The sequence below is a fragment of the Cupriavidus sp. MEYA8 genome (assembly GCF_059278825.1).
In genome coordinates, this window is sequence record NZ_CM181222.1 from 1,287,675 (window position 1) to 1,305,205 (window position 17,531).

Here is a 17,531-nt window from a genome sequence, read left to right on the forward strand (position 1 = left end):
GGCACGCAGGCTCAGGCCGTAGCGGCCACCTTGGCAGAAGCCAGCGCCGCTGGCTTTTCCCCTGTCATCAGGTAGTGGATCAGCTCGGCCACCGGGCGGATCGCCTCGCCGAACGGCAGCGCGCCCCTGCCGCGGAAGAACAGCCCGCGTTCCACGTCGCCACGTACCGCCTGCGCGAGCTTGAGGTCGATGCAGAACTGGCCGATGCGCGCAATGCCGTCGCGCAGGCCGCACGATTGCAGGCAATCGAACCCTTCCAGGCACTCTCGTACCTTGGCGCGGCGCTGCAGCCTGGCTTCGCTCGACAGGTAGCGCGACAGCCACGGCGTCAGCACCGCGCGCGCCGGCAGGCCGGCCACGCTGGTGAACTCGCGCAGCGTCTCGGGCCGCGCCGTGGCCAGCACCTGCTTGAAGGCCGGATGCGCATCGCATTCCTCGGTGACGGCAAAGGCGGTGCCGAGCTGCACCGCGGCGGCGCCCTCGTTGAGCCAGTGGCGCACCTTGGCATGGCTGTCGATGCCGCCGGCGAGAATCAGCGGGATGCTGTCCCATGCCAGCCCCAGCGACTGGAACAGGTCGCGGCACTCGGCCAGCACGCGCGAGAACGAAAAGCGCGGCTCGGACAGGTCCTGGATGGTGGCGGCGCCAAGGTGGCCGCCGGCATGGGCCGGGTGCTCGACCACGATGGCATCGGGCAGGCGGCCCTTCTTCATCCAGCGGCGCAGCACCAGGCCGATGCCGCGGGATTCCGACAGGATCGGGATCAGCGCCACCCCGGGGTGGCCGGCGGCCAGCTCGGGCAGGTCCAGCGGCAGCCCTGCGCCCATCACGATGGCATCGGCGCCGCTTTCGCACGCCTGGCGCACCAGCGAGGCATGCGAGCCCACCGCCTTCATCACGTTGACCGCGATCAGCCCGCGGCCTTCCGACAGCGTGCGCGCGGCGCGGATCTCGCGGTCGAGCGCCTCGAGGTTGGCGGCTTCGATGCCCGCCTTGTCGCGCACGCCGCGGGTGCGCGCCATCAGGTCGGGATGGTGGTGGCGCAGGTCGATGCTGGCGATGGTGCCCACGCCGTTCTCGCGTGCCACTGCGCCGGCAAGCCGGTGCGCCGAGATGCCGATGCCCATGCCGCCCTGCACGATGGGCAACAGGCGGCGGCCGGCCAGCTTCAGCCAGTGTTCGTTCATAAAAGGGATCTCCGGAAGGTGAATCGCGTGTGGCCGGCAGCCGGCCTGGCGCGGGGGGTGACTGGCGAAGCGTGGCACAGCGGAAAGCCCCTGCGTTTGCCGCAGGTCAAGCCCACGGGCGCTGCCTGCCATCGGCCTACGCCGACCGGCATACGCCGGCGCCAGCCATGTGCCGTTGGTGCGGGTTTGCGCGCGATCAAGCCCCTTGCGCCAGCGCGTGGCTAGCATCGGCCGCTGTCTTTGTCCTGTTTTTTGTCCTGTTTTCCCACACCATGACAACTGCCTCTACTGGCCCGGATGCGGCCACCGTCGCGCCTGCCTGCGCGCCACGCCGGCCCCAGCTGGTTGCGCCCGCCGGCTCGCTGGCGGCGCTGCGCATGGCGCTGCAGCACGGCGCCGACGCGGTCTACCTGGGCCTGCGCGATGCCACCAATGCGCGCAACTTCGGCGGCCTGAACTTTACCGAGGCCGACATCCGCACCGGCGTCGCCGAAGCCCACGCCCGCGGCGCCGAAGTGCTGTTCGCGATCAACACCTTCGCGCAGATGGGTGCGGTGCCGCAGTGGCACCGCGCCGTCGACGCCGCGGCGGAACTGGGTGCCGACGCGGTCATCATGGCCGACGCCGGCCTGATGGGCTACGCCTGCGAGCGCCATCCGCGGCTGCGCCTGCACCTGTCGGTGCAGGGCTCGGCCACGCATGCCGATGCCATCGAGCTGATGCGCGAGCGCTTCAATATCCGCCGCGTGGTGCTGCCGCGCGTGCTGTCGCTGGCGCAGATCGGCAAGCTGGCGCGGCAGACCAGCGTCGAGCTGGAAGTATTCGGCTTCGGCAGCCTGTGCGTGATGGCCGAAGGGCGCTGCCTGCTGTCGTCGTACGCGACCGGGGATTCGCCCAACAACAAGGGGGTCTGCTCGCCCGCGCACGCGGTGCGCTGGACCGAGCAGGACGGCACCATGCAGGCGCGCCTGTCAGGCATCCTGATCGACAGCTACGCGCCCGGCGAGCCGGCCGGCTATCCGACCTTGTGCAAGGGCCGCTTCGAGGTGGAGGGCGAGCGCGGCTACGTGCTGGAAGAGCCCACCAGCCTCAATGCGCTGTCCCTGCTGCCGGCGCTGGTCGGCATGGGCATCGCTGCGATCAAGATCGAAGGCCGGCAGCGCAGCCCGCGCTACGTCGCCGATGTGGTCGGCGTGCTGCGCGCCGCCATCGACGACGCCTGTGGCGATCCCGCACGCTTTGCGCCGCGCCAGGAGTGGCAGGCCACGCTGGGCCGCCATGCCGAGGGCGACCAGGTGACCCAGGGCGCCTACGACCGGCCATGGCGGTGACGCGGATGGACGCGACCAGCCTAAATCGCCCCGTCGATCTCCCCGCCACCCTTGCCACGATGGAACCTGCCATGCCCGATACCGCCACGGCGACCGCGCCTCGAGCTGTCTCGCAACATACTGCACCGCAATTCGGCATCGCCCTCGGCCCGCTGCTGTACTACTGGCCGCGCGAGCGCGTGCTGCAGTTCTACGCCGCCGTCGCCGATGCCCCGGTGGACCGCGTCTACCTCGGCGAGACCGTCTGCACGCGGCGCCACGAACTGCGCCACGCGCAGTGGCTGGAGATTGCGCAGATGCTGCGCGATGCCGGCAAGGAGGTGGTGTTGTCCACCCCGGTGCTGGTGGAGTCCGATACCGACATCGCCTGGATGCGCCGCGCCTGCGAGCAGCACGACTACCTGGTCGAGGCCAATGACCTTGGCGCGGTGCGCTGCATGGGCGGGCGGCCTTTCATCGCCGGCCCGCACCTGAACGTCTACCACGCCGACACGCTGGCGTGGCTGTCCGGGCTGGGCGCGGCCGGCTGCGTCGTGCCGGTGGAAATGGACGGCCGCACGCTGGCCGCGCTGGCCGCGGCGCGGCCGGGTGGCGTTGGCGTCGAAACCTTTGTCTGGGGCCGCATGCCGCTGGCGTTCTCGGCGCGCTGCTTCACTGCGCGCCACCATCGGCTGCGCAAGGACAGCTGCGAATTCCGCTGCATGGACTACCCCGACGGCCTGGTCGCCGCCACCGGCGAAGGCCAGGCGTTCTTCACGCTCAACGGCGTGCAGACCCAGAGCGCGACCTGCCTCGACCTGTGCGCCGAGGCGCTCGCCATGGCCGCGATGGGCGTGGACATGCTGCGCGTCAGCCCGCACTCGACCGGCACGCTGGAGGTGGTGCAACAACTGGCGGCGATCCGCGCGGGCGAGCGCGCGCCGGCGCCCAGCGGCATCGCCCCGGCGGGGGCGCAGCCCTGCAACGGCTACTGGCACGGCGGCGCCGGCATTGCGTGGGAGGCACGGGCATGAATGCGAACACAAGCCCATTGCACAAGCTGATGGCCGGCGTGCACCGGCGCATGCCGGCGCGGGCGCGCGCGCTGCCGCTGGTGGCAGCGCTGGAACTGGCGCGGCGCGCCGGCTGGCTGGAGCCGCCGGCCGCGCTGGAAGGCCATGTATTCCTGCTGACGGTGCAGGACCTGGGGCTGGAAGTGCCGTTCCGCTGCGAAGGCGGGTGCTTCCGCACCGCCGGTGCCGGCAGCGGCGAACCCGCGCTGACGCTGCGCGCCGCCGCGGTCGACTACCTGCGGCTGCTCGGCGGCGAGGCCGACACCGACACGCTGTTCTTCCAGCGCAAGCTGGTGATCAGCGGCGACACCGCGCTCGGGCTCGAGGTCAAGTACTGGCTCGATGCGGCGCCGCGGCCGGCGTGGGTCAGCCAGGCGGCGGCGCGGCTGGTGGCGCTGCAGGGCGCGCTGACGGTACGCGCGGGTTAGCCGGCGCCATGTTCTGGCCACGGCTGGTCAGGCCGCTTCGCCATCCACCATGTACCGGTTGCGGCCCGCGCGCTTGGCGCGGTACATCGCGCTGTCGGCGCGGTGCAGCAGCGGCTCCAGCCGCGGCGACTCGGGCACGGCGCAGACCGCGCCCACGCTGATCGTCACCACGGGCTGCACCGGCGTGCCGCGGTGCGCGATGCCAAGCTCGCGCACCGCGGCGACCATGCGGCGCGCCACGTCGCGAGTCTCTTCGCGCGATGCGCCGGGCAGCACCGCCGCGAATTCCTCGCCGCCCAGCCGCGCGCAGAACTGCTCGCCCGTTACCGTGCCGGCCAGCGCGCAGGCGATCTGGCGCAGGCAGTCGTCGCCCGCCAGGTGGCCGTGCAGGTCGTTGTACTGCTTGAACAGGTCGACATCCAGGATCAGCAGCCCCAGCGGCTGGCCGCGCTCATGCGCGCGGGTCACGGCGGCGAGCGACTCGCGCTGGAAGTAGCGCCGGTTGGGGATGCCGGTGAGCGCGTCGACGTCGAGGTCGGCCTGCACCTGCCACAGCTGCTCCTCGGTCTGGCCGAGGCGCGCGGTCAGCGCCAGCTCGCGCGACTGGAAGCGGCTGATGTCGCGCATGAACACCAGGCTGCCGATCTGCCTGCCGTCCAGGCGCTCGACGCGTTCGACAGCCAGCTCGAACGGGGCACCCGGCGGCACGAACGGCGTGGCGGGCGCAAGGCCGGGCGCAGCCTGAGCCGATCCCTGAGCCGGTCCCTGAGCCGATCCCGGCGCCGATTCCAGTGCCGTCTCCCATCCTGCCGGCACCGCGCTGCCGCGGTGCAGCTGCGGCCACAGCTGGGCCGCGGCGGGGTTGAATTCCACCACCGCGCCCTTGGCGTCGACGATCACACAGCCCTCGCGCAACGCGTCGAACACGCGCAGCCGGGCGTAGTGGCCGATATCGTCGAGGTGCGTGCGCAGCGCGCAGAACCACACCAGTACCGCCATCAGCGAAAACGTGGCCGGGGTCAGGTCGCCGCCCAGCGGGCCGGTCCAGCGGTTCAGGTAAGCCACATGGGCAATCAGCGGCAGCGCCAGGCCGCCGGCCAGGATGACGCGGCCGCGGCGCGACAGGGCGTCGTTGGGCACTTCGGCCGTGATCAGGAAAAACCAGCTCAGCGCCAGCAGCGAGTAAGACCAGAAGGCCGCCACGGCGTAGCCCGCGCCATGCTCGAACACCGCGCCGGGCGCGACCCCGGGCGGCATCAGCGTAATGCGCGTCCAGACCAGGTGGTGCCGCTCATTGGTGAAGACCAGCACTACTGTCACCACTGCCGCCATCACCGGCAGCCACAGCCGCGACCATGGCACCACGTAGCGCGGGCGGCTCAGGTGCACCATCGCCACCAGCCAGCCGATCGGCACCGCGACGATGCCGATGTACTGGATCTTGGCCCACAGGATGCGCCCGGGCAGGTCGGTCGAACTGATCTCAAGCAGGCGTCCGCCGCTCCAGACCACCGCGCCGAAGGCCAGCACCAGGAACGCCTGGACGGTGGGGTCGTCGCGCCGGGGCCAGGTGGCTATGGCCATGCCGATGCAGCAGACGACGGCGACGGTGAGCAGCAGGACCAGTGGATATGAGGGCATGAACCGGGGCGCGTCCTGAACCAGTCCTGTGTGGAGATCCGCCAGCCGGGACGGCGGGGATGGCGAATCGGGGTGTCATGATCTGCATGATACCGGTGCGCGCGCGTTGTCATGGCAAGCCGCGCAGGAAAAAAATTGGCCGCGGCCAGGCGCGAGCCACCCGGCGCGCAACGCCACGGCGCTCGTGCCGGTTCAGCTCGCGCTCGGACGCGGTGTCTCGCGGATCAGCCAGGAGGGAATGTCGGTGACGGCCTTCGCGCCCGCGGTCCAGTCAGTCAGCGGGCCCTGCATGAACAGGTGGCCCCAGCCATCGATCCACTTCTGCTGGGCGCGGGCCAACAGTTCCAGCATGGCCGAGGCATAGTGCAGCGGCCCGCCCAGCAGCGGCAGCTCGCAGGCGATCTCGCGCGCGTACAGGGTCTCGGGGTCCTGTTCCACCAGCATGCCCACGGCGTCGAAGCGCAGTTCCTCGGCCATGTTGCTGGCAAATTCCAGGTTCAGCTCGGCCATGCGGCGCCAGTTCTCGGCCAGGTCTGCCTGGATGGACTGGAACTGCTGCAGGCTGGCAAAGCCTGCCGTGAAGACGGCAGGGAAGGGCCAGGCGGGCCAGGCAGGCCAGAAGGCTTGCGTTGCGGTCATCATCATGGGCATCTCCGGTACGGGTCCACAGGGCGCGCCACCGCAGGGTGGTGAGGGCACCACATGCATGCTGCACTGCAAACGACGCCTGACTAGCTTAGGCAGGCCAGGCGACCTTTGCCATCCCAATGCCGCCCGCGCCCTCATTTGCCTCCTCACTTGCCAACTTACTTGCAGCCCAGGCGCCTGGCCAGCTTGTGCAGGTTGCTGGCATCGACGCCGAGCTGCCGCGCCGCCTGCGCCCAGTTGCCGCCGTGGGCCTGCAGTGCCTGTTCGATGCACGCGCGCTGGGTCTGGTCGACGGCCTCGCGCAGGCTGGTGCCGGGGACGATCGCTGGCAGTGAGGCGCATGTCGCCTCCGCCAGCGCTGGCGGAGGCGCATCGAGTCCGTCCAGGTCGAGCAGCTCCGGTTCCAGCGTGACGATGTCGTTGCGGCCGGCGCCCCGGCTGACCGCGCGCAGCGCGGCGCGGCTGAGCACGTGCTCGAGCTCGCGCACGTTGCCGGGCCAGCGATAGCGCCGCAGCGCATCCTGCGCCGCCGGCGCCAGGCGCAGGCTGCGCAGGCCAAGGCGGGCGCGGTTCAGTTCCAGGAAGCGCCCGGCCAGCAGCAGCACATCGTTGCCGCGCTCGCGTAGCGGCGGGATCGGGATCGGGTAGACCGACAGCCGGTGGTACAGGTCGGCGCGGAACGAGCCGTCGCGCACATGCTCGCGCAGGTTGCGGTTGGTGGCGGCGATCACGCGCACGTTGACGCGGCGCGGCCGGTCCGAGCCCAGCCGCTGGATCTCGCCGTTCTGCAGCGTGCGCAGCAGCTTGGCCTGGATCGACAGCGGCAGCTCGCCCACTTCATCGAGGAACAGCGTGCCGCCGTCGGCGGCCTCGAAGCGGCCCGGGCGTTCGCCGGTGGCGCCGGAAAAGGCGCCGCGGGCGTGGCCGAACAGCTCGCTCTCGGCCAGCGACTCGGGCAGCGCCGCGCAGTTGACGTGCACCAGCGGCTGCGCGCGCCGGCGCGACTGACGGTGCAGCCGGTGCGCGAACAGCTCCTTGCCGACGCCGGTCTCGCCCAGCAGCAGCACCGGCAGCTCGGTATCGGCAACCACCTCCAGCTCGTGCAGCAGGTTGGCGATGGCCGGACTCTGGCCGACGATCTCGCCGGTGATGTCGCCGGCGCCGGCCGTGCCTTCGTCGGCAACGGGCTTGCCCCGTGCCACCTGCAGCGCCAGGATCTCGGCCTCGAGCCGGGTGGTGCGGATCGCCGCCTCGACCACCACGGTGAGCCGCTGCAGCTCGGCCTGCGCGGCGGCGTCGAAGGTGCCCACGGCGAGCGCATCGAGCGTGAGCACACCCCATGGCTGCCCTTCGACCTCCAGGCTGGTGCCCATGCAGTCATGCACCGGCAGCGGCTCGCCCACGTGCTCGTCGATCAGGCCGTCGTACGGGTCTGGCAGCACGCTGTCGTGATGGAAACAGGTCACGTCGCGCCGCGCCAGGATTGCCGCCAGGCGCGGATGCAGGCCGACGGCGAAGCGCCGGCCCAGCGCGTCGCCGACCAGGCCATCCACCGCCATCGGGCGCAGGTGGTCTTCTTCCAGCCGCAGCAGCGCCACGGCGCCGCAGCGGAAATGCGCCCGCAGGCCGCTGACCAGGCGCTGCAGGCGCACGGCGTGGGGCAGGTCGGCCACCAGGTCGGCCAGCAGCTCGGGAACGATCGCGGAAGTCGTCATGGTGAAAAACACCAGTTGGGGTGATTAGTACCACGAACAGTCTAGGGTATTTAGAACCATCCGTGTGACAACCCTTTGATCTGGAATGGTTTTTTTCAGGCACGCTCCTCGCGTCATGTCATGCGGACGCAACTTCCCACACAGGAGCACCTCATGACCTACCAGGACCAATCGCTCGGCCAGCTGGCCCGCCGCATCCCCGGCGCGACGCGCATCTTCCATGACTACGCGCTCGACTTCTGCTGCGGGGGCAAGCAGACCCTGCGCGATGCCGCGCTCGAAAAAGGCCTCGATGCCGCCGCCATCGACAGCATCGAAGCGCGGCTGCATGCCCTGCACGACGACGCCGCACCCGCCGGACAGGACTGGAACACCGCGACGCCGGCCGTGCTGATCGACCATATTTTGACGCGCTTCCACGCTCGTCACCGCGAGCAGTTGCCCGAACTGATCCGGCTCGCAAGCCGGGTCGAGCAGGTCCACGGCGACCGGCCGGATTGCCCGGTCGGCCTGGCCGACCACCTGGCCGGCATGCTCGGCGAGCTGGAAACCCATATGCAGAAGGAAGAGCAGGTGCTGTTCCCGATGCTGACGCGCGGCATGCAGGCCGCCGCCGGCCGCCCGATCGCGGTGATGCGCATGGAGCATGACGACCATGGCGTGGCGCTGCAGCGGGTAGCCGACCTGACCAACGACATCACGCTGCCGCGCGCGGCCTGCAATACCTGGCGCGCGCTTTACCTGGGCCTGCGCGCGCTGCGCGAAGACCTGATGGAACACATCCACCTGGAAAACAACGTGCTGTTCGAGAACGCCGCAGTGGCCGCCACGGTGGCCGCCACCGTGCCAGCCACCGGTTGCGGCTGCGCGGGCCACGCCTGAGCCGCGCACCAGCCATCACAACCAAACGACTTCGCATCATGGGTTCCTACCGCAGACTCTGGTTCATGCTGATCGCCGTGCTGGCGGTCACTTTCTCCCTGCTCGGCTACTACGGCGTCGAGGTATACCGGCAGGCCCCGCCAATGCCGGCCAAGGTGGTCACGGCCGAAGGCCGCACCCTGTTCACTGGCGACGAGATCCTGGACGGCCAGACCGCCTGGCAGTCGGTGGGCGGCATGCAGCTCGGCTCGATCTGGGGCCATGGCGCCTACCAGGCGCCGGACTGGACCGCCGACTGGCTGCACCGCGAACTGACCGCGTGGCTCGAGCTGGCGGCGCAGGACACGTACGGCCGTCCGTACGCCAAGCTGGCCGCGCCCGAACAGGCCGCGCTGCGCGAGCAGTTGCGCACGGAATACCGCGGCAACGCCACCGATCCGGCCACCAACGTGCTGACCGTGTCGAAGCGCCGCGCGCAGGCCATCGCCAACACCGCGGCCTACTACGACCAGCTCTTCTCCGACGCGCCGGCACTGCACACCACGCGCGATCACTACGCCATGAAGGAGAACACGCTGCCCAGCGCCGAGCGGCGCCAGCAGCTGACACAGTTCTTCTTCTGGACCGCATGGGTCGCCTCGACCGCGCGTCCCGGGCATGAAGCCACCTACACCAACAACTGGCCGCATGAGCCGCTGATCGGCAACAAGCCGACCAGCGAAAACGTGGTGTGGTCGGTGATCAGCGTGGTGGTGCTGCTGGCCGGCGTGGGCTTCCTGGTGTGGGCGTGGGCCTTCCTGCGCGGCAAGGAAGAGACGCCGCCGCAGGCGCCCGCGCGCGACCCGCTGTTGTCGGTGGCGCTGACCCCGTCGCAGCGCGCGCTGGGCAAGTACCTGTTCCTGGTGGTGGCGCTGTTCGTGTTCCAGGTGTTCCTGGGCGGCTTTACCGCGCACTACACCGTCGAGGGGCAGAAGTTCTATGGCATCGACGTATCGCAGTGGTTCCCGTACGCGCTGGTGCGCACCTGGCATATCCAGAGCGCGTTGTTCTGGATCGCCACGGGCTTCCTGGCCGCTGGCCTGTTCCTGGCGCCGCTGATCAACGGCGGCAAGGACCCGAAGTTCCAGCGGCTCGGCGTCGATGTCCTGTTCTGGGCGCTGGTGGTCGTGGTGGTGGGCTCGTTTGCGGGCAACTACCTGGCGATTGCGCAGAAGCTGCCGCCGCACCTGAACTTCTGGCTGGGCCACCAGGGCTATGAATATGTCGACCTGGGCCGGCTGTGGCAGATCGGCAAGTTCGCCGGCATCCTGATCTGGCTCGTGCTGATGATGCGCGGCATCCTGCCGGCGCTGCGCGCGCGCGGCACCGACCGCAACCTGCTGGCGCTGCTGACCTCGTCGGTGGTGGCGATCGGCCTGTTCTACGGCGCGGGCCTGGCCTACGGCGAGCGCACCAGCCTGACGGTGATGGAGTACTGGCGCTGGTGGGTGGTGCACCTGTGGGTGGAAGGCTTCTTCGAGGTCTTCGCCACCACCGCGCTGGCCTTTATCTTCGCCACGCTGGGGCTGGTGTCGCGCCCGATGGCGACCGCGGCCAGCCTGGCCTCGGCATCGCTGTTCATGCTCGGCGGCATCCCCGGCACCTTCCACCACCTGTACTTTGCCGGCACCACCACGCCGGTGATGGCGGTCGGCGCTGCGTTCAGCGCGCTGGAAGTGGTGCCGCTGATCGTGCTGGGCCATGAGGCCTGGGAGAACTGGAGCCTGAAGCAGCGCGCGCCGTGGATGGCGGACCTGAAGTGGCCGCTAATGTGCTTCGTCGCGGTGGCGTTCTGGAACATGCTGGGCGCCGGCGTATTCGGCTTCATGATCAACCCGCCGATCGCGCTGTACTACATCCAGGGCCAGAACACCACGCCGGTCCACGCCCATGCGGCGCTGTTCGGGGTCTATGGCTTCCTGGCACTGGGCTTCACGCTGCTGGTGCTGCGCTACGTGCGGCCGGCGTACCGGCTGAGCCCGGCGCTGATGAAGACCGCCTTCTGGGGCCTGAACGCCGGCCTGGTACTGATGATCGGCACCAGCCTGCTGCCCGTCGGCATCATCCAGTTCCTGGCCAGCGTCGAGCATGGCACGTGGTACTCGCGCAGCGAGGAGTTCATGCAGCAGCCTATCCTGCAGACGCTGCGCTGGGTGCGCACGTTCGGCGACGTGGTGTTTATCGTCGGCGCGGTGTCGTTTGCCTGGCAGGTGGTGCTGGGGCTGGCTAACCGTACCCCGGCCGCGGCGGATGCGGTGGCTGTGAGGATGAAGGCGGCGGCGCGCTGAAGCGCGCGACGGAAGGTGAAATCGACGCAGTAAGGGTAAGGAGAGGCAGTACTTGCCCGCCCGGTTTCCGGGCGGGCGTTTTTTTGCGTCAGTTGTAGCCAAGAATCGCGATCGTCGCGACGTCTGGCCGGTCGTTCGAGTTGTCCGTCAGCACTTCCGTGGGTGTTTTCTGCTGGCTCACCCAATGCGGCCCGGGCTGCGGCGCTTGCCGGGTTGCCGCAGGCAACGATATGGGAGGCGGGTCAATGCTCGTAGTGGCGTTCATATGCGTGTCTCGGTAATAAGCGCTTCAGGTCGACTACGTTTCAGGCGCGGCTTGCCTGGGCAACGCCATCGTGGGATTTCTGGGTCCGGCTGCGTTTGATGATGCCGAACACGATCAGCACCACGGGCAGGATCAGCAAGCCTTCGGCCAACTCGGGGTCGACCGGCAGTTTCACGACATGCAGCGCCTTCAACCCCGCTGCGGCGATGGACAGTACGTAATACGAGATCGCGGCCACTGACAGCCCCTCGACGGCATGCTGCAGATGCAGCTGGTTCCGCGCGGTACGGTCCAGTCCGGCCAGCAGCCGGGTGACGTCACGCTCCTGGGTCAGGTTGACGCGGGTGCGGAGCAGGTCGACGGCACGTGCGACCCGTGCCGCGATCTGTTCGTGGCGTGACCAGACGCTGCGGCACGTCTCCATGGCGGGTCCGAAACGCCGCTCCATGAATTCCGAGATCGTCGGCATGCCTTCGATCCGCTGTTCCCGCAGCTCCTGGATCCGCGCCAGCACGATTCGCTCATACGCACGCGACGCGCTGAAGCGTCCGCTGTGCCCGGACAGCGATTCCACGCGCACGGCCAGTTCGGTGAGCCTGTCCAGCAGTTCCGCATCGTCGTCGCCGGCGCGACGGGCGTCCATGGCCCGCATCAGTTGCTGGAGCGATGCGTGAATGTCGTCGAGTTCCCGGCCAAGGCTGCGTGCGACCGGCAACGCCAGCAACGCCATCATGCGATACGTCTCGATCTCGTAGAGCCGCTGCAGCAGCCTGCCGCCCTGTTCCTCGCGGAAGTCCTCGTCGATCGCAAGGATGCGCATATAGCCGTCGGCCCGCACATTCCAGTCGCAGTAGACCTTGCCGCCGCCCAGGACATCGCTGCCGACGAGAACCGGCCCGTCGAGCCAGTGGCGCAAGTCCGCGCTGACTGCGGCCGCGGCGTTTCCCGACAGCAATTCCATCCGGACCGCATGAAAGCGCTTGCCCGCCAGCAGGCTCAGCCAATCCGCCGGAACCCCATGGATGGCGAGGTCATTGAAGTAGTCTGTGTCGTCGCGCGGACTGACGAACGTGAAGGTGGAGAACTCGGTGTGCCGCTCCCATTTCAAGTGCCAGCCGAAGGGCGATTGCACGGCGTGGTGCGTGACCCGGTCCGTGGGCAGCGCCATGCCGGTCTGTTCGCACAAGGTACGAACGAGATACTCGTGGATCGCAGGATCCTCGTCCGAATAGATCGCATAGTGGGTCAGTGACACGCTGCCGCTGAGCCGGAGAAAGGGGCGGGCGTGCAACTCAGCGACGAGGGAGGCGCGTAGCGGGTGGTCGACGAGTAGCGAAGCGGCTTTGTTGTCCATGCTCGGAAGGCGGATACCGAAATCCCGCGGTCAAGACGTGGTGCAAGGTTGCGGTCCACGTTTTTGTTTGTTGTTGCCAAATATCGCACGCCGTTCTCAAGAAGAAAAACGCATAATATTGATTGTTGTATTCAGTTTTCCTGATAGCTATGAAGATGCTTGACCACGATGTCCTGGCTACGGTAGTCGCCGTCGCCGAGACCGGCAACATGACGCGCGCCGCCGAGGCGGTGAACCGTTCGCAGTCCGCCGTCAGCATGCAAATCAAGGCACTCGAGGAAGCGCTGGGCCGGCCCCTGTTCGTGCGGCGGCCCCGCAGCATCGTGCTTACGCACGAGGGTGAAGTGCTGCTGGGCTTCGCCCGGCGGATGCTGGCCCTGCACGACGAAGCCTGGGCCGCCGTGGTACGGCCGGAGGTGACGGGCAAGGTAGCGATCGGGGTGCCCGACGACTACGCATCATCGCTGCTGCCATCGGTGTTGAAGAAGTTCTCGACGACGTACCCGAAAGTGCAGATCCAGGTAGTCGGCCTGCCCAGCAGCGCGCTCGCGCCACTGGTCAAGGACGGCACCGTCGACCTTGTCTGCGGCACACGCGTGAAGGGCTTGTCGGGCGACTTCATCCGTTACGAGCCGATGGCATGGGCCGCCATGACGAACGGGCCGCAAGTGTGGGAGGACAGGCCGTTGCCCATCGCCGTGTTCATGCCGGGTAGCGTGGCGCGCGAGAACGCGATCCGCAGCCTGGATCGAGCACGGATTGCGCATCGAACGTCGTACGAGAGCCCAAGCCTGCTGGGTTTGCTCAGCATGGTCGAGGCTGGCCTGGCCGTCGCGGCGTTGGCCCGATGCGCGATCCCGCCACAACTGGCCGTGCTTGGCCAGGCCCATGGGCTGCCCGACCTGCCGCCGCTCGAGCTTATCCTTGCCCGAAGCGCAAAGTCCAAGCGGCCGCCTTGCGATTTCCTTGCCGAGCAGATCATGACGGACCTTCGGGCAGGGGCCGCGCAGGCTTAGCACCGGTCGCCTGATTATGGCGGCGCTTAAATGGGGCGCTTTGTCGCGTGGCTTGTCGCCGCTTTTATCCCCGCTTTTGTCCCCACCGCGCCGGCACGATGCAGACATGGCTAACCCCGGCGGGATAGTCCATACCGCATTGCGTGCATTCTGGCTCTCACCATAAAATCCAGGGAGCTAGCCATGAAGCTGACCTGCATTGCTTGCCTGGCGGTTCGCAATGGCTGATCACAAGCCATCATTCGTCGGCCATGCCGGAGAAGACCTGACGCAACCCTGGCCTCAGGAGCCCTTGCGCCCGGCCATATGATGCAGGTACGCCAGCAGGTCCTTCAGGTCGGCATCCGATAGCGTCCTTTCGTCGATGGCCGGCATGCGCGCGCCCGGCCACCAGCGTAGTGACTGCGGGTCGCGGATCAGGCTGGCCAGTTTGTCATCGCCCATGTACTCCACCGCGCTGTGCGGCACATTGAGGTCCGGGCCGAGGTGGGCATCGCCCACCTTGTTCAGCGAGTGGCATGAGAAGCAGACCCGCTGGAAGGTCGCGAAGCCGCGCATGACCGGGCCATCGGCCGGCTGGTCGGGGGCAGGGCGGATGGCCGCAAAGCGCTCCGCGGGCGATGCGGTGATATCGATGCGCGCGATGTTGTAGGTCCAGTGGCTTTCATTGACCACGGATGCGGCGCCCCCCGACGGCAGCGTCCAGATCAGCCGAAACGGGCCGATGCCCTGGCCCTTGAGCTTCGGCCACGGCCGTGCAGGATTTTCCACGGCCAGCCAGGCCCGCGGCTCGTCGGCGCTATCGGCCAGCAGCATACGCAGCGGCAGGTGAGAGACATAGCCATCGCTGGCCGCTGTCGTGGCAGTCGCGCCGGCTTCCGCAGGCATGCCGCGCAACAGGGAGGCCATCGGGATCGCCTTGAATGTCAGGCGGCGTTTCAGGTTGTCATCGTCGACCGTCACGTTGGTGAGCCGACGGTCCTTTAGCAGCGCATCGGCCGTCCAGCTGCATTGCTGCATACCAGCCGAAATGACCAGCGTGGCCGGCTCGGCGCCGCTCGCCGGACCCGCAAGCAAGGCCATGGCACAGCCAAGCGCTCCAACTGCCTTTGCAATCCAGGCCTTCATGGGTGTATCTCCGGAAGCGGGGTAACGTGTTGAGCCGAACGTTCAGTGTAATAAAGAAAGGGTTCATCACAGATATCCGTGAAGGGGATGATCCGACGGACGACCTCATCCTCGTCGCGTTCTGCGGCAGACGTTTCACATCAGAACTTTCCTTCACAGCAGTGTCCTTGCTGCGCCGGCGGACACCTGACTGTCCCGAACGAGCAGAACACGCAGCAGTCACCAGGAGCGGGCTTCAGCAGCGTCTTGCAGTTTGCACACTCATAGAAGAACACGCAGGCATCCGTCGGCATCGTCTCCTGCTGTGCCCAACCGCAATGCGGACAAGTCAGAACGGATTCCAGGATGACGTCTCGCATCGCCCCTCCCTTGCAAGAAACTGCACATCACCAAGCGGTCCACGCGGGTCATTGCTCCCCAGTGCACATGGCATGCCGCCGGATCAGCCAATCGGCCGAAAGGGTCCCCGCACCCCGCGCCAGCAATACCAACAGCATCGCTCCCCACTGGATATGCGTCGGCCATGCCTGTGGATAGACGAAGAGCTGTATCACTGCCGTCATGCACAACAGTACCAGTGCTGCGAGCCGGGTTGCCAGGCCGAGGAGCAGCAGCACTGGCGCGGTCAGCTCGACGGACACGGCCAGGTAGACAGCCACTTCGGGTGGCAGCAACGGCAGCCGGTATTCTTCGCGGAAAAGCTCGAAAGCCGTCTCCAGGTTCGCCAGCTTGGCCATGGCCGAATGCCAGAAGACAGTGGCCACCGCGACGCGCAGTGGGACGGCGAGAGCCGAGTACGGAATTCGATCCAGCCAGCCCACCGCGCGCCGGAAATGCGCGCCGAGCGTGAACGAGGACCGGGCTGAGTGCGTGATATGTGTCATGCCGAACGCTCCGCGATAGTCAGATCAGGCGCATGGCGCGCGGCCGAATCCGGTGAAACAGCCAGCGCACAGCAGGGTGGCCAGCCACGCGTGAGCGTCAGCCGGCGAGGCAGCGCCAAGTGCGATGTGCAGTGGAGCGCCGGCCAGCAAGGCCCCTGCGAATTGCCATTGCCAGGCATGGATCCGGTCGACGTCGATGCCGGCGGATGCCCGGCGCACCAGCAGGCTGACCGGGCCCGATGCAAGGTCGACAAGCCCCAGCGCCCGGTCGTCGCGCATCAGCACCGCCCGCCAGATGACGTCGACAGGAGAATCGGCTTGCACGAGGCGCACCGCAGGGTGTGCCACAAAACAGATCTCGCCGGCCACGGCCATGTCCAGTTCCGCCAAACGGCCCAGGTCAAGCGGCATGGCATCCGGCGCGTGCAACACCGAATTCACGGCCCAGTCAAGGCGGGCGACGTCCGGCACGTAAGGGATTGCTGCGGCCTCGGGCAGGCGCGCCAGGAAAACGGGGTACCCCTCGCCATACGCATCCAGCCATGCGCTGCGCGGGGGCTCTGCTTCGATGAACAGCCGGGCCGCGCCTTCGAAGAACTCCGGCCCCACCAGGGCCTGCACCGCCGGATATGACAGGCGCAGCGCGGCCACCAGCGTGGCGGTGGACGTGTTCCGGTAGATGCCAACCCGATCCTGCGGCGCAAGCGCGCCAGCGGTCACGGATGACGAGGCGCGACCGTCGCCAGCATTCCTCAACGCGTTGGCGAACGCGTGCTGCAGATCAAGCAGCGATGGCAGATCGGATTGCATGCCGCTGTCTCTCCAAGGCTGCCTCTGCAATACGCGCCTCATCCCTCAGCACGTCGAGCGGCGGCACATCCGTATCCCATTCGATCAGCGTCGGCACTGGCCCGAACAACCCAAGCGCCGCCTCATACAACGCCCACACCGGTGGCACCACCCGCGAGCCGTGGTCGTCGATGCACACGACCTGTCCCTGTCCGAGTTGCAGCATGCTGTGGCCGGCCAGGTGGATTTCGCCGATGGCGGCCGGCGACAGCGCGCGCAGGTATGTCATGGCATCCCATCCATGATTGCTAGCGCTGACAAAGATATTATTGACGTCACACAGGATGCCGCACCCGGTGTGCCGCGCCACTTCGGCGAGGAACTCCCACTCCGGAATGGTCGAATGACGGAACTGGAAGTAGGTAGACGGATTCTCGAGCAGGATGCTGCGTCGCAAAGCGCCCTGGACTTGGTCGACATGCCGGCATACCACCGCCAGGGCCTCTTCGGTCATCGGCAGCGGCAGCAGGTCGGCAAGGTACTTGCCCCCCGCGATGCTCCAGGAAAGATGTTCCGATACCAGGCCGGGTTCCAGCCTCTCAACCATCTGGCACACGCGCGCCAGATGGGCCGGGTCGAGCCCCTCGGCACTGCCAAGGGACAGGCCCACGCCGTGCAGCGAGAGCGGATAGTCGGAGCGGATGGCCTCCAGGCAACGTGGCGCGCGGCCACCGCCCATGTAGTTTTCCGTATGCACCTCAAACCACGCAATCGGAGGGTGCTCCTCCAGCACCGCCTGGTGATGCCGGAAACGCAGCCCGACCCCGGCGCGCAGCGGGATCAGGCCCGGCCCGTGTTGATGGAGGGCAGCCATGGTCGCCGGC

17 protein-coding genes are annotated in these 17,531 nt (G+C 68.0%); 6 read left to right on the forward strand and 11 right to left on the reverse strand.

All coding sequences use genetic code 11. The features are described from left to right. Positions 1-11: 11 nt before the first annotated feature. Complete coding sequence (locus AC5WJ1_RS22990; RefSeq protein ID WP_133095979.1) at positions 12-1,187, reverse strand: NAD(P)H-dependent flavin oxidoreductase; 1,176 nt, start codon at positions 1,185-1,187, stop codon at positions 12-14. A gap of 272 nt (positions 1,188-1,459) precedes the next feature. Here AC5WJ1_RS22990 and ubiU point away from each other — a divergent pair, with 272 nt between their 5' ends. The 3 genes from ubiU (at position 1,460) to ubiT (ending at position 3,998) form a co-directional block, all read left to right on the forward strand. Continuing rightward, positions 1,460-2,518: a ubiquinone anaerobic biosynthesis protein UbiU gene (gene ubiU, locus AC5WJ1_RS22995; RefSeq protein WP_431189871.1), complete on the forward strand. Its 1,059-nt coding sequence runs from the start codon at positions 1,460-1,462 to the stop codon at positions 2,516-2,518. Between the two features lie 71 nt (positions 2,519-2,589). After that, a complete protein-coding gene (locus AC5WJ1_RS23000; RefSeq protein WP_135703245.1) occupies positions 2,590-3,531 on the forward strand; it encodes a U32 family peptidase in 942 nt (313 codons plus the stop codon). Further along, the gene (gene ubiT, locus AC5WJ1_RS23005; protein ID WP_135703244.1) at positions 3,528-3,998 is read left to right on the forward strand and encodes a ubiquinone anaerobic biosynthesis accessory factor UbiT; all 471 of its coding nucleotides are present in this window, start codon (positions 3,528-3,530) and stop codon (positions 3,996-3,998) included. Before AC5WJ1_RS23000 ends, ubiT begins: the two co-directional genes overlap by 4 nt. A gap of 27 nt (positions 3,999-4,025) precedes the next feature. On the opposite strand, the gene AC5WJ1_RS23010 is transcribed toward ubiT, so the two are convergent. From AC5WJ1_RS23010 to norR, 3 genes are all read right to left on the reverse strand, one after another. Continuing rightward, complete coding sequence (locus tag AC5WJ1_RS23010; RefSeq protein ID WP_135703243.1) at positions 4,026-5,639, reverse strand: histidine kinase N-terminal 7TM domain-containing protein; 1,614 nt, start codon at positions 5,637-5,639, stop codon at positions 4,026-4,028. Between the two features lie 192 nt (positions 5,640-5,831). Then, positions 5,832-6,284 (reverse strand): polyhydroxyalkanoate granule-associated phasin, encoded by a 453-nt coding sequence (locus tag AC5WJ1_RS23015; RefSeq protein WP_240745844.1) that lies wholly within the window; start codon positions 6,282-6,284, stop codon positions 5,832-5,834. Between the two features lie 161 nt (positions 6,285-6,445). After that, positions 6,446-8,002, reverse strand: a complete 1,557-nt coding sequence (norR, locus tag AC5WJ1_RS23020) for a nitric oxide reductase transcriptional regulator NorR (protein WP_494476569.1) — start codon at positions 8,000-8,002, stop codon at positions 6,446-6,448. A 153-nt stretch (positions 8,003-8,155) separates the two neighbouring features. Between norR and ytfE the strand changes: the two genes are divergently transcribed. Then, positions 8,156-8,884: an iron-sulfur cluster repair protein YtfE gene (gene ytfE, locus AC5WJ1_RS23025; protein ID WP_195430182.1), complete on the forward strand. Its 729-nt coding sequence runs from the start codon at positions 8,156-8,158 to the stop codon at positions 8,882-8,884. A 38-nt stretch (positions 8,885-8,922) separates the two neighbouring features. Continuing rightward, positions 8,923-11,211 carry a nitric-oxide reductase large subunit gene (locus AC5WJ1_RS23030; protein ID WP_133095973.1) on the forward strand — a complete coding sequence of 763 codons (2,289 nt, stop codon included), beginning with the start codon at positions 8,923-8,925 and terminating at the stop codon, positions 11,209-11,211. An 88-nt stretch (positions 11,212-11,299) separates the two neighbouring features. Here AC5WJ1_RS23030 and AC5WJ1_RS23035 read toward each other — a convergent pair whose 3' ends face one another. Both AC5WJ1_RS23035 and AC5WJ1_RS23040 read right to left on the reverse strand, forming a co-directional pair. Next, positions 11,300-11,476 carry a hypothetical protein gene (locus tag AC5WJ1_RS23035; RefSeq protein ID WP_167884554.1) on the reverse strand — a complete coding sequence of 59 codons (177 nt, stop codon included), beginning with the start codon at positions 11,474-11,476 and terminating at the stop codon, positions 11,300-11,302. Positions 11,477-11,516: 40 nt separating this feature from the next. Then, entirely contained in the window at positions 11,517-12,830 is a 1,314-nt protein-coding gene (locus AC5WJ1_RS23040; protein WP_494476570.1) for a DUF3422 family protein, read from the reverse strand. A 149-nt stretch (positions 12,831-12,979) separates the two neighbouring features. Between AC5WJ1_RS23040 and AC5WJ1_RS23045 the strand changes: the two genes are divergently transcribed. Then, positions 12,980-13,846 (forward strand): LysR family transcriptional regulator, encoded by an 867-nt coding sequence (locus tag AC5WJ1_RS23045; RefSeq protein ID WP_135703240.1) that lies wholly within the window; start codon positions 12,980-12,982, stop codon positions 13,844-13,846. A gap of 282 nt (positions 13,847-14,128) precedes the next feature. Here the strand turns inward: AC5WJ1_RS23045 and AC5WJ1_RS23050 are convergent, their stop codons facing one another. The 5 genes from AC5WJ1_RS23050 to bufB form a co-directional block, all read right to left on the reverse strand. Beyond that, entirely contained in the window at positions 14,129-14,974 is an 846-nt protein-coding gene (locus AC5WJ1_RS23050; RefSeq protein WP_494476571.1) for a cytochrome c, read from the reverse strand. Between the two features lie 140 nt (positions 14,975-15,114). Continuing rightward, positions 15,115-15,333: a GDCCVxC domain-containing (seleno)protein gene (locus tag AC5WJ1_RS23055; protein ID WP_133095969.1), complete on the reverse strand. Its 219-nt coding sequence runs from the start codon at positions 15,331-15,333 to the stop codon at positions 15,115-15,117. 48 nt (positions 15,334-15,381) lie between these two features. Beyond that, a complete protein-coding gene (locus AC5WJ1_RS23060) occupies positions 15,382-15,858 on the reverse strand; it encodes a DoxX family protein (protein WP_133095968.1) in 477 nt (158 codons plus the stop codon). 24 nt (positions 15,859-15,882) lie between these two features. Continuing rightward, a complete protein-coding gene (locus AC5WJ1_RS23065) occupies positions 15,883-16,668 on the reverse strand; it encodes an HvfC/BufC N-terminal domain-containing protein (protein WP_195430176.1) in 786 nt (261 codons plus the stop codon). Continuing rightward, the gene (gene bufB, locus AC5WJ1_RS23070; protein ID WP_195430174.1) at positions 16,640-17,521 is read right to left on the reverse strand and encodes an MNIO family bufferin maturase; all 882 of its coding nucleotides are present in this window, start codon (positions 17,519-17,521) and stop codon (positions 16,640-16,642) included. The genes AC5WJ1_RS23065 and bufB overlap by 29 nt, the downstream gene beginning before the upstream one ends. Positions 17,522-17,531: the final 10 nt, after the last annotated feature.

What these genes read in the sequence shown, in the direction of transcription:
- AC5WJ1_RS22990 (WP_133095979.1), bottom strand. Translation starts at nt 1,187, where the DNA reads ATGAACGAACACTGGCTGAAGCTGGCCGGCCGCCGCCTGTTGCCCATC.
- ubiU (WP_431189871.1), top strand. Translation starts at nt 1,460, where the DNA reads ATGACAACTGCCTCTACTGGCCCGGATGCGGCCACCGTCGCGCCTGCC.
- AC5WJ1_RS23000 (WP_135703245.1), top strand. Translation starts at nt 2,590, where the DNA reads ATGCCCGATACCGCCACGGCGACCGCGCCTCGAGCTGTCTCGCAACAT.
- ubiT (WP_135703244.1), top strand. Translation starts at nt 3,528, where the DNA reads ATGAATGCGAACACAAGCCCATTGCACAAGCTGATGGCCGGCGTGCAC.
- AC5WJ1_RS23010 (WP_135703243.1), bottom strand. Translation starts at nt 5,639, where the DNA reads ATGCCCTCATATCCACTGGTCCTGCTGCTCACCGTCGCCGTCGTCTGC.
- AC5WJ1_RS23015 (WP_240745844.1), bottom strand. Translation starts at nt 6,284, where the DNA reads ATGATGATGACCGCAACGCAAGCCTTCTGGCCTGCCTGGCCCGCCTGG.
- norR (WP_494476569.1), bottom strand. Translation starts at nt 8,002, where the DNA reads ATGACGACTTCCGCGATCGTTCCCGAGCTGCTGGCCGACCTGGTGGCC.
- ytfE (WP_195430182.1), top strand. Translation starts at nt 8,156, where the DNA reads ATGACCTACCAGGACCAATCGCTCGGCCAGCTGGCCCGCCGCATCCCC.
- AC5WJ1_RS23030 (WP_133095973.1), top strand. Translation starts at nt 8,923, where the DNA reads ATGGGTTCCTACCGCAGACTCTGGTTCATGCTGATCGCCGTGCTGGCG.
- AC5WJ1_RS23035 (WP_167884554.1), bottom strand. Translation starts at nt 11,476, where the DNA reads ATGAACGCCACTACGAGCATTGACCCGCCTCCCATATCGTTGCCTGCG.
- AC5WJ1_RS23040 (WP_494476570.1), bottom strand. Translation starts at nt 12,830, where the DNA reads ATGGACAACAAAGCCGCTTCGCTACTCGTCGACCACCCGCTACGCGCC.
- AC5WJ1_RS23045 (WP_135703240.1), top strand. Translation starts at nt 12,980, where the DNA reads ATGAAGATGCTTGACCACGATGTCCTGGCTACGGTAGTCGCCGTCGCC.
- AC5WJ1_RS23050 (WP_494476571.1), bottom strand. Translation starts at nt 14,974, where the DNA reads ATGAAGGCCTGGATTGCAAAGGCAGTTGGAGCGCTTGGCTGTGCCATG.
- AC5WJ1_RS23055 (WP_133095969.1), bottom strand. Translation starts at nt 15,333, where the DNA reads ATGCGAGACGTCATCCTGGAATCCGTTCTGACTTGTCCGCATTGCGGT.
- AC5WJ1_RS23060 (WP_133095968.1), bottom strand. Translation starts at nt 15,858, where the DNA reads ATGACACATATCACGCACTCAGCCCGGTCCTCGTTCACGCTCGGCGCG.
- AC5WJ1_RS23065 (WP_195430176.1), bottom strand. Translation starts at nt 16,668, where the DNA reads ATGCAATCCGATCTGCCATCGCTGCTTGATCTGCAGCACGCGTTCGCC.
- bufB (WP_195430174.1), bottom strand. Translation starts at nt 17,521, where the DNA reads ATGGCTGCCCTCCATCAACACGGGCCGGGCCTGATCCCGCTGCGCGCC.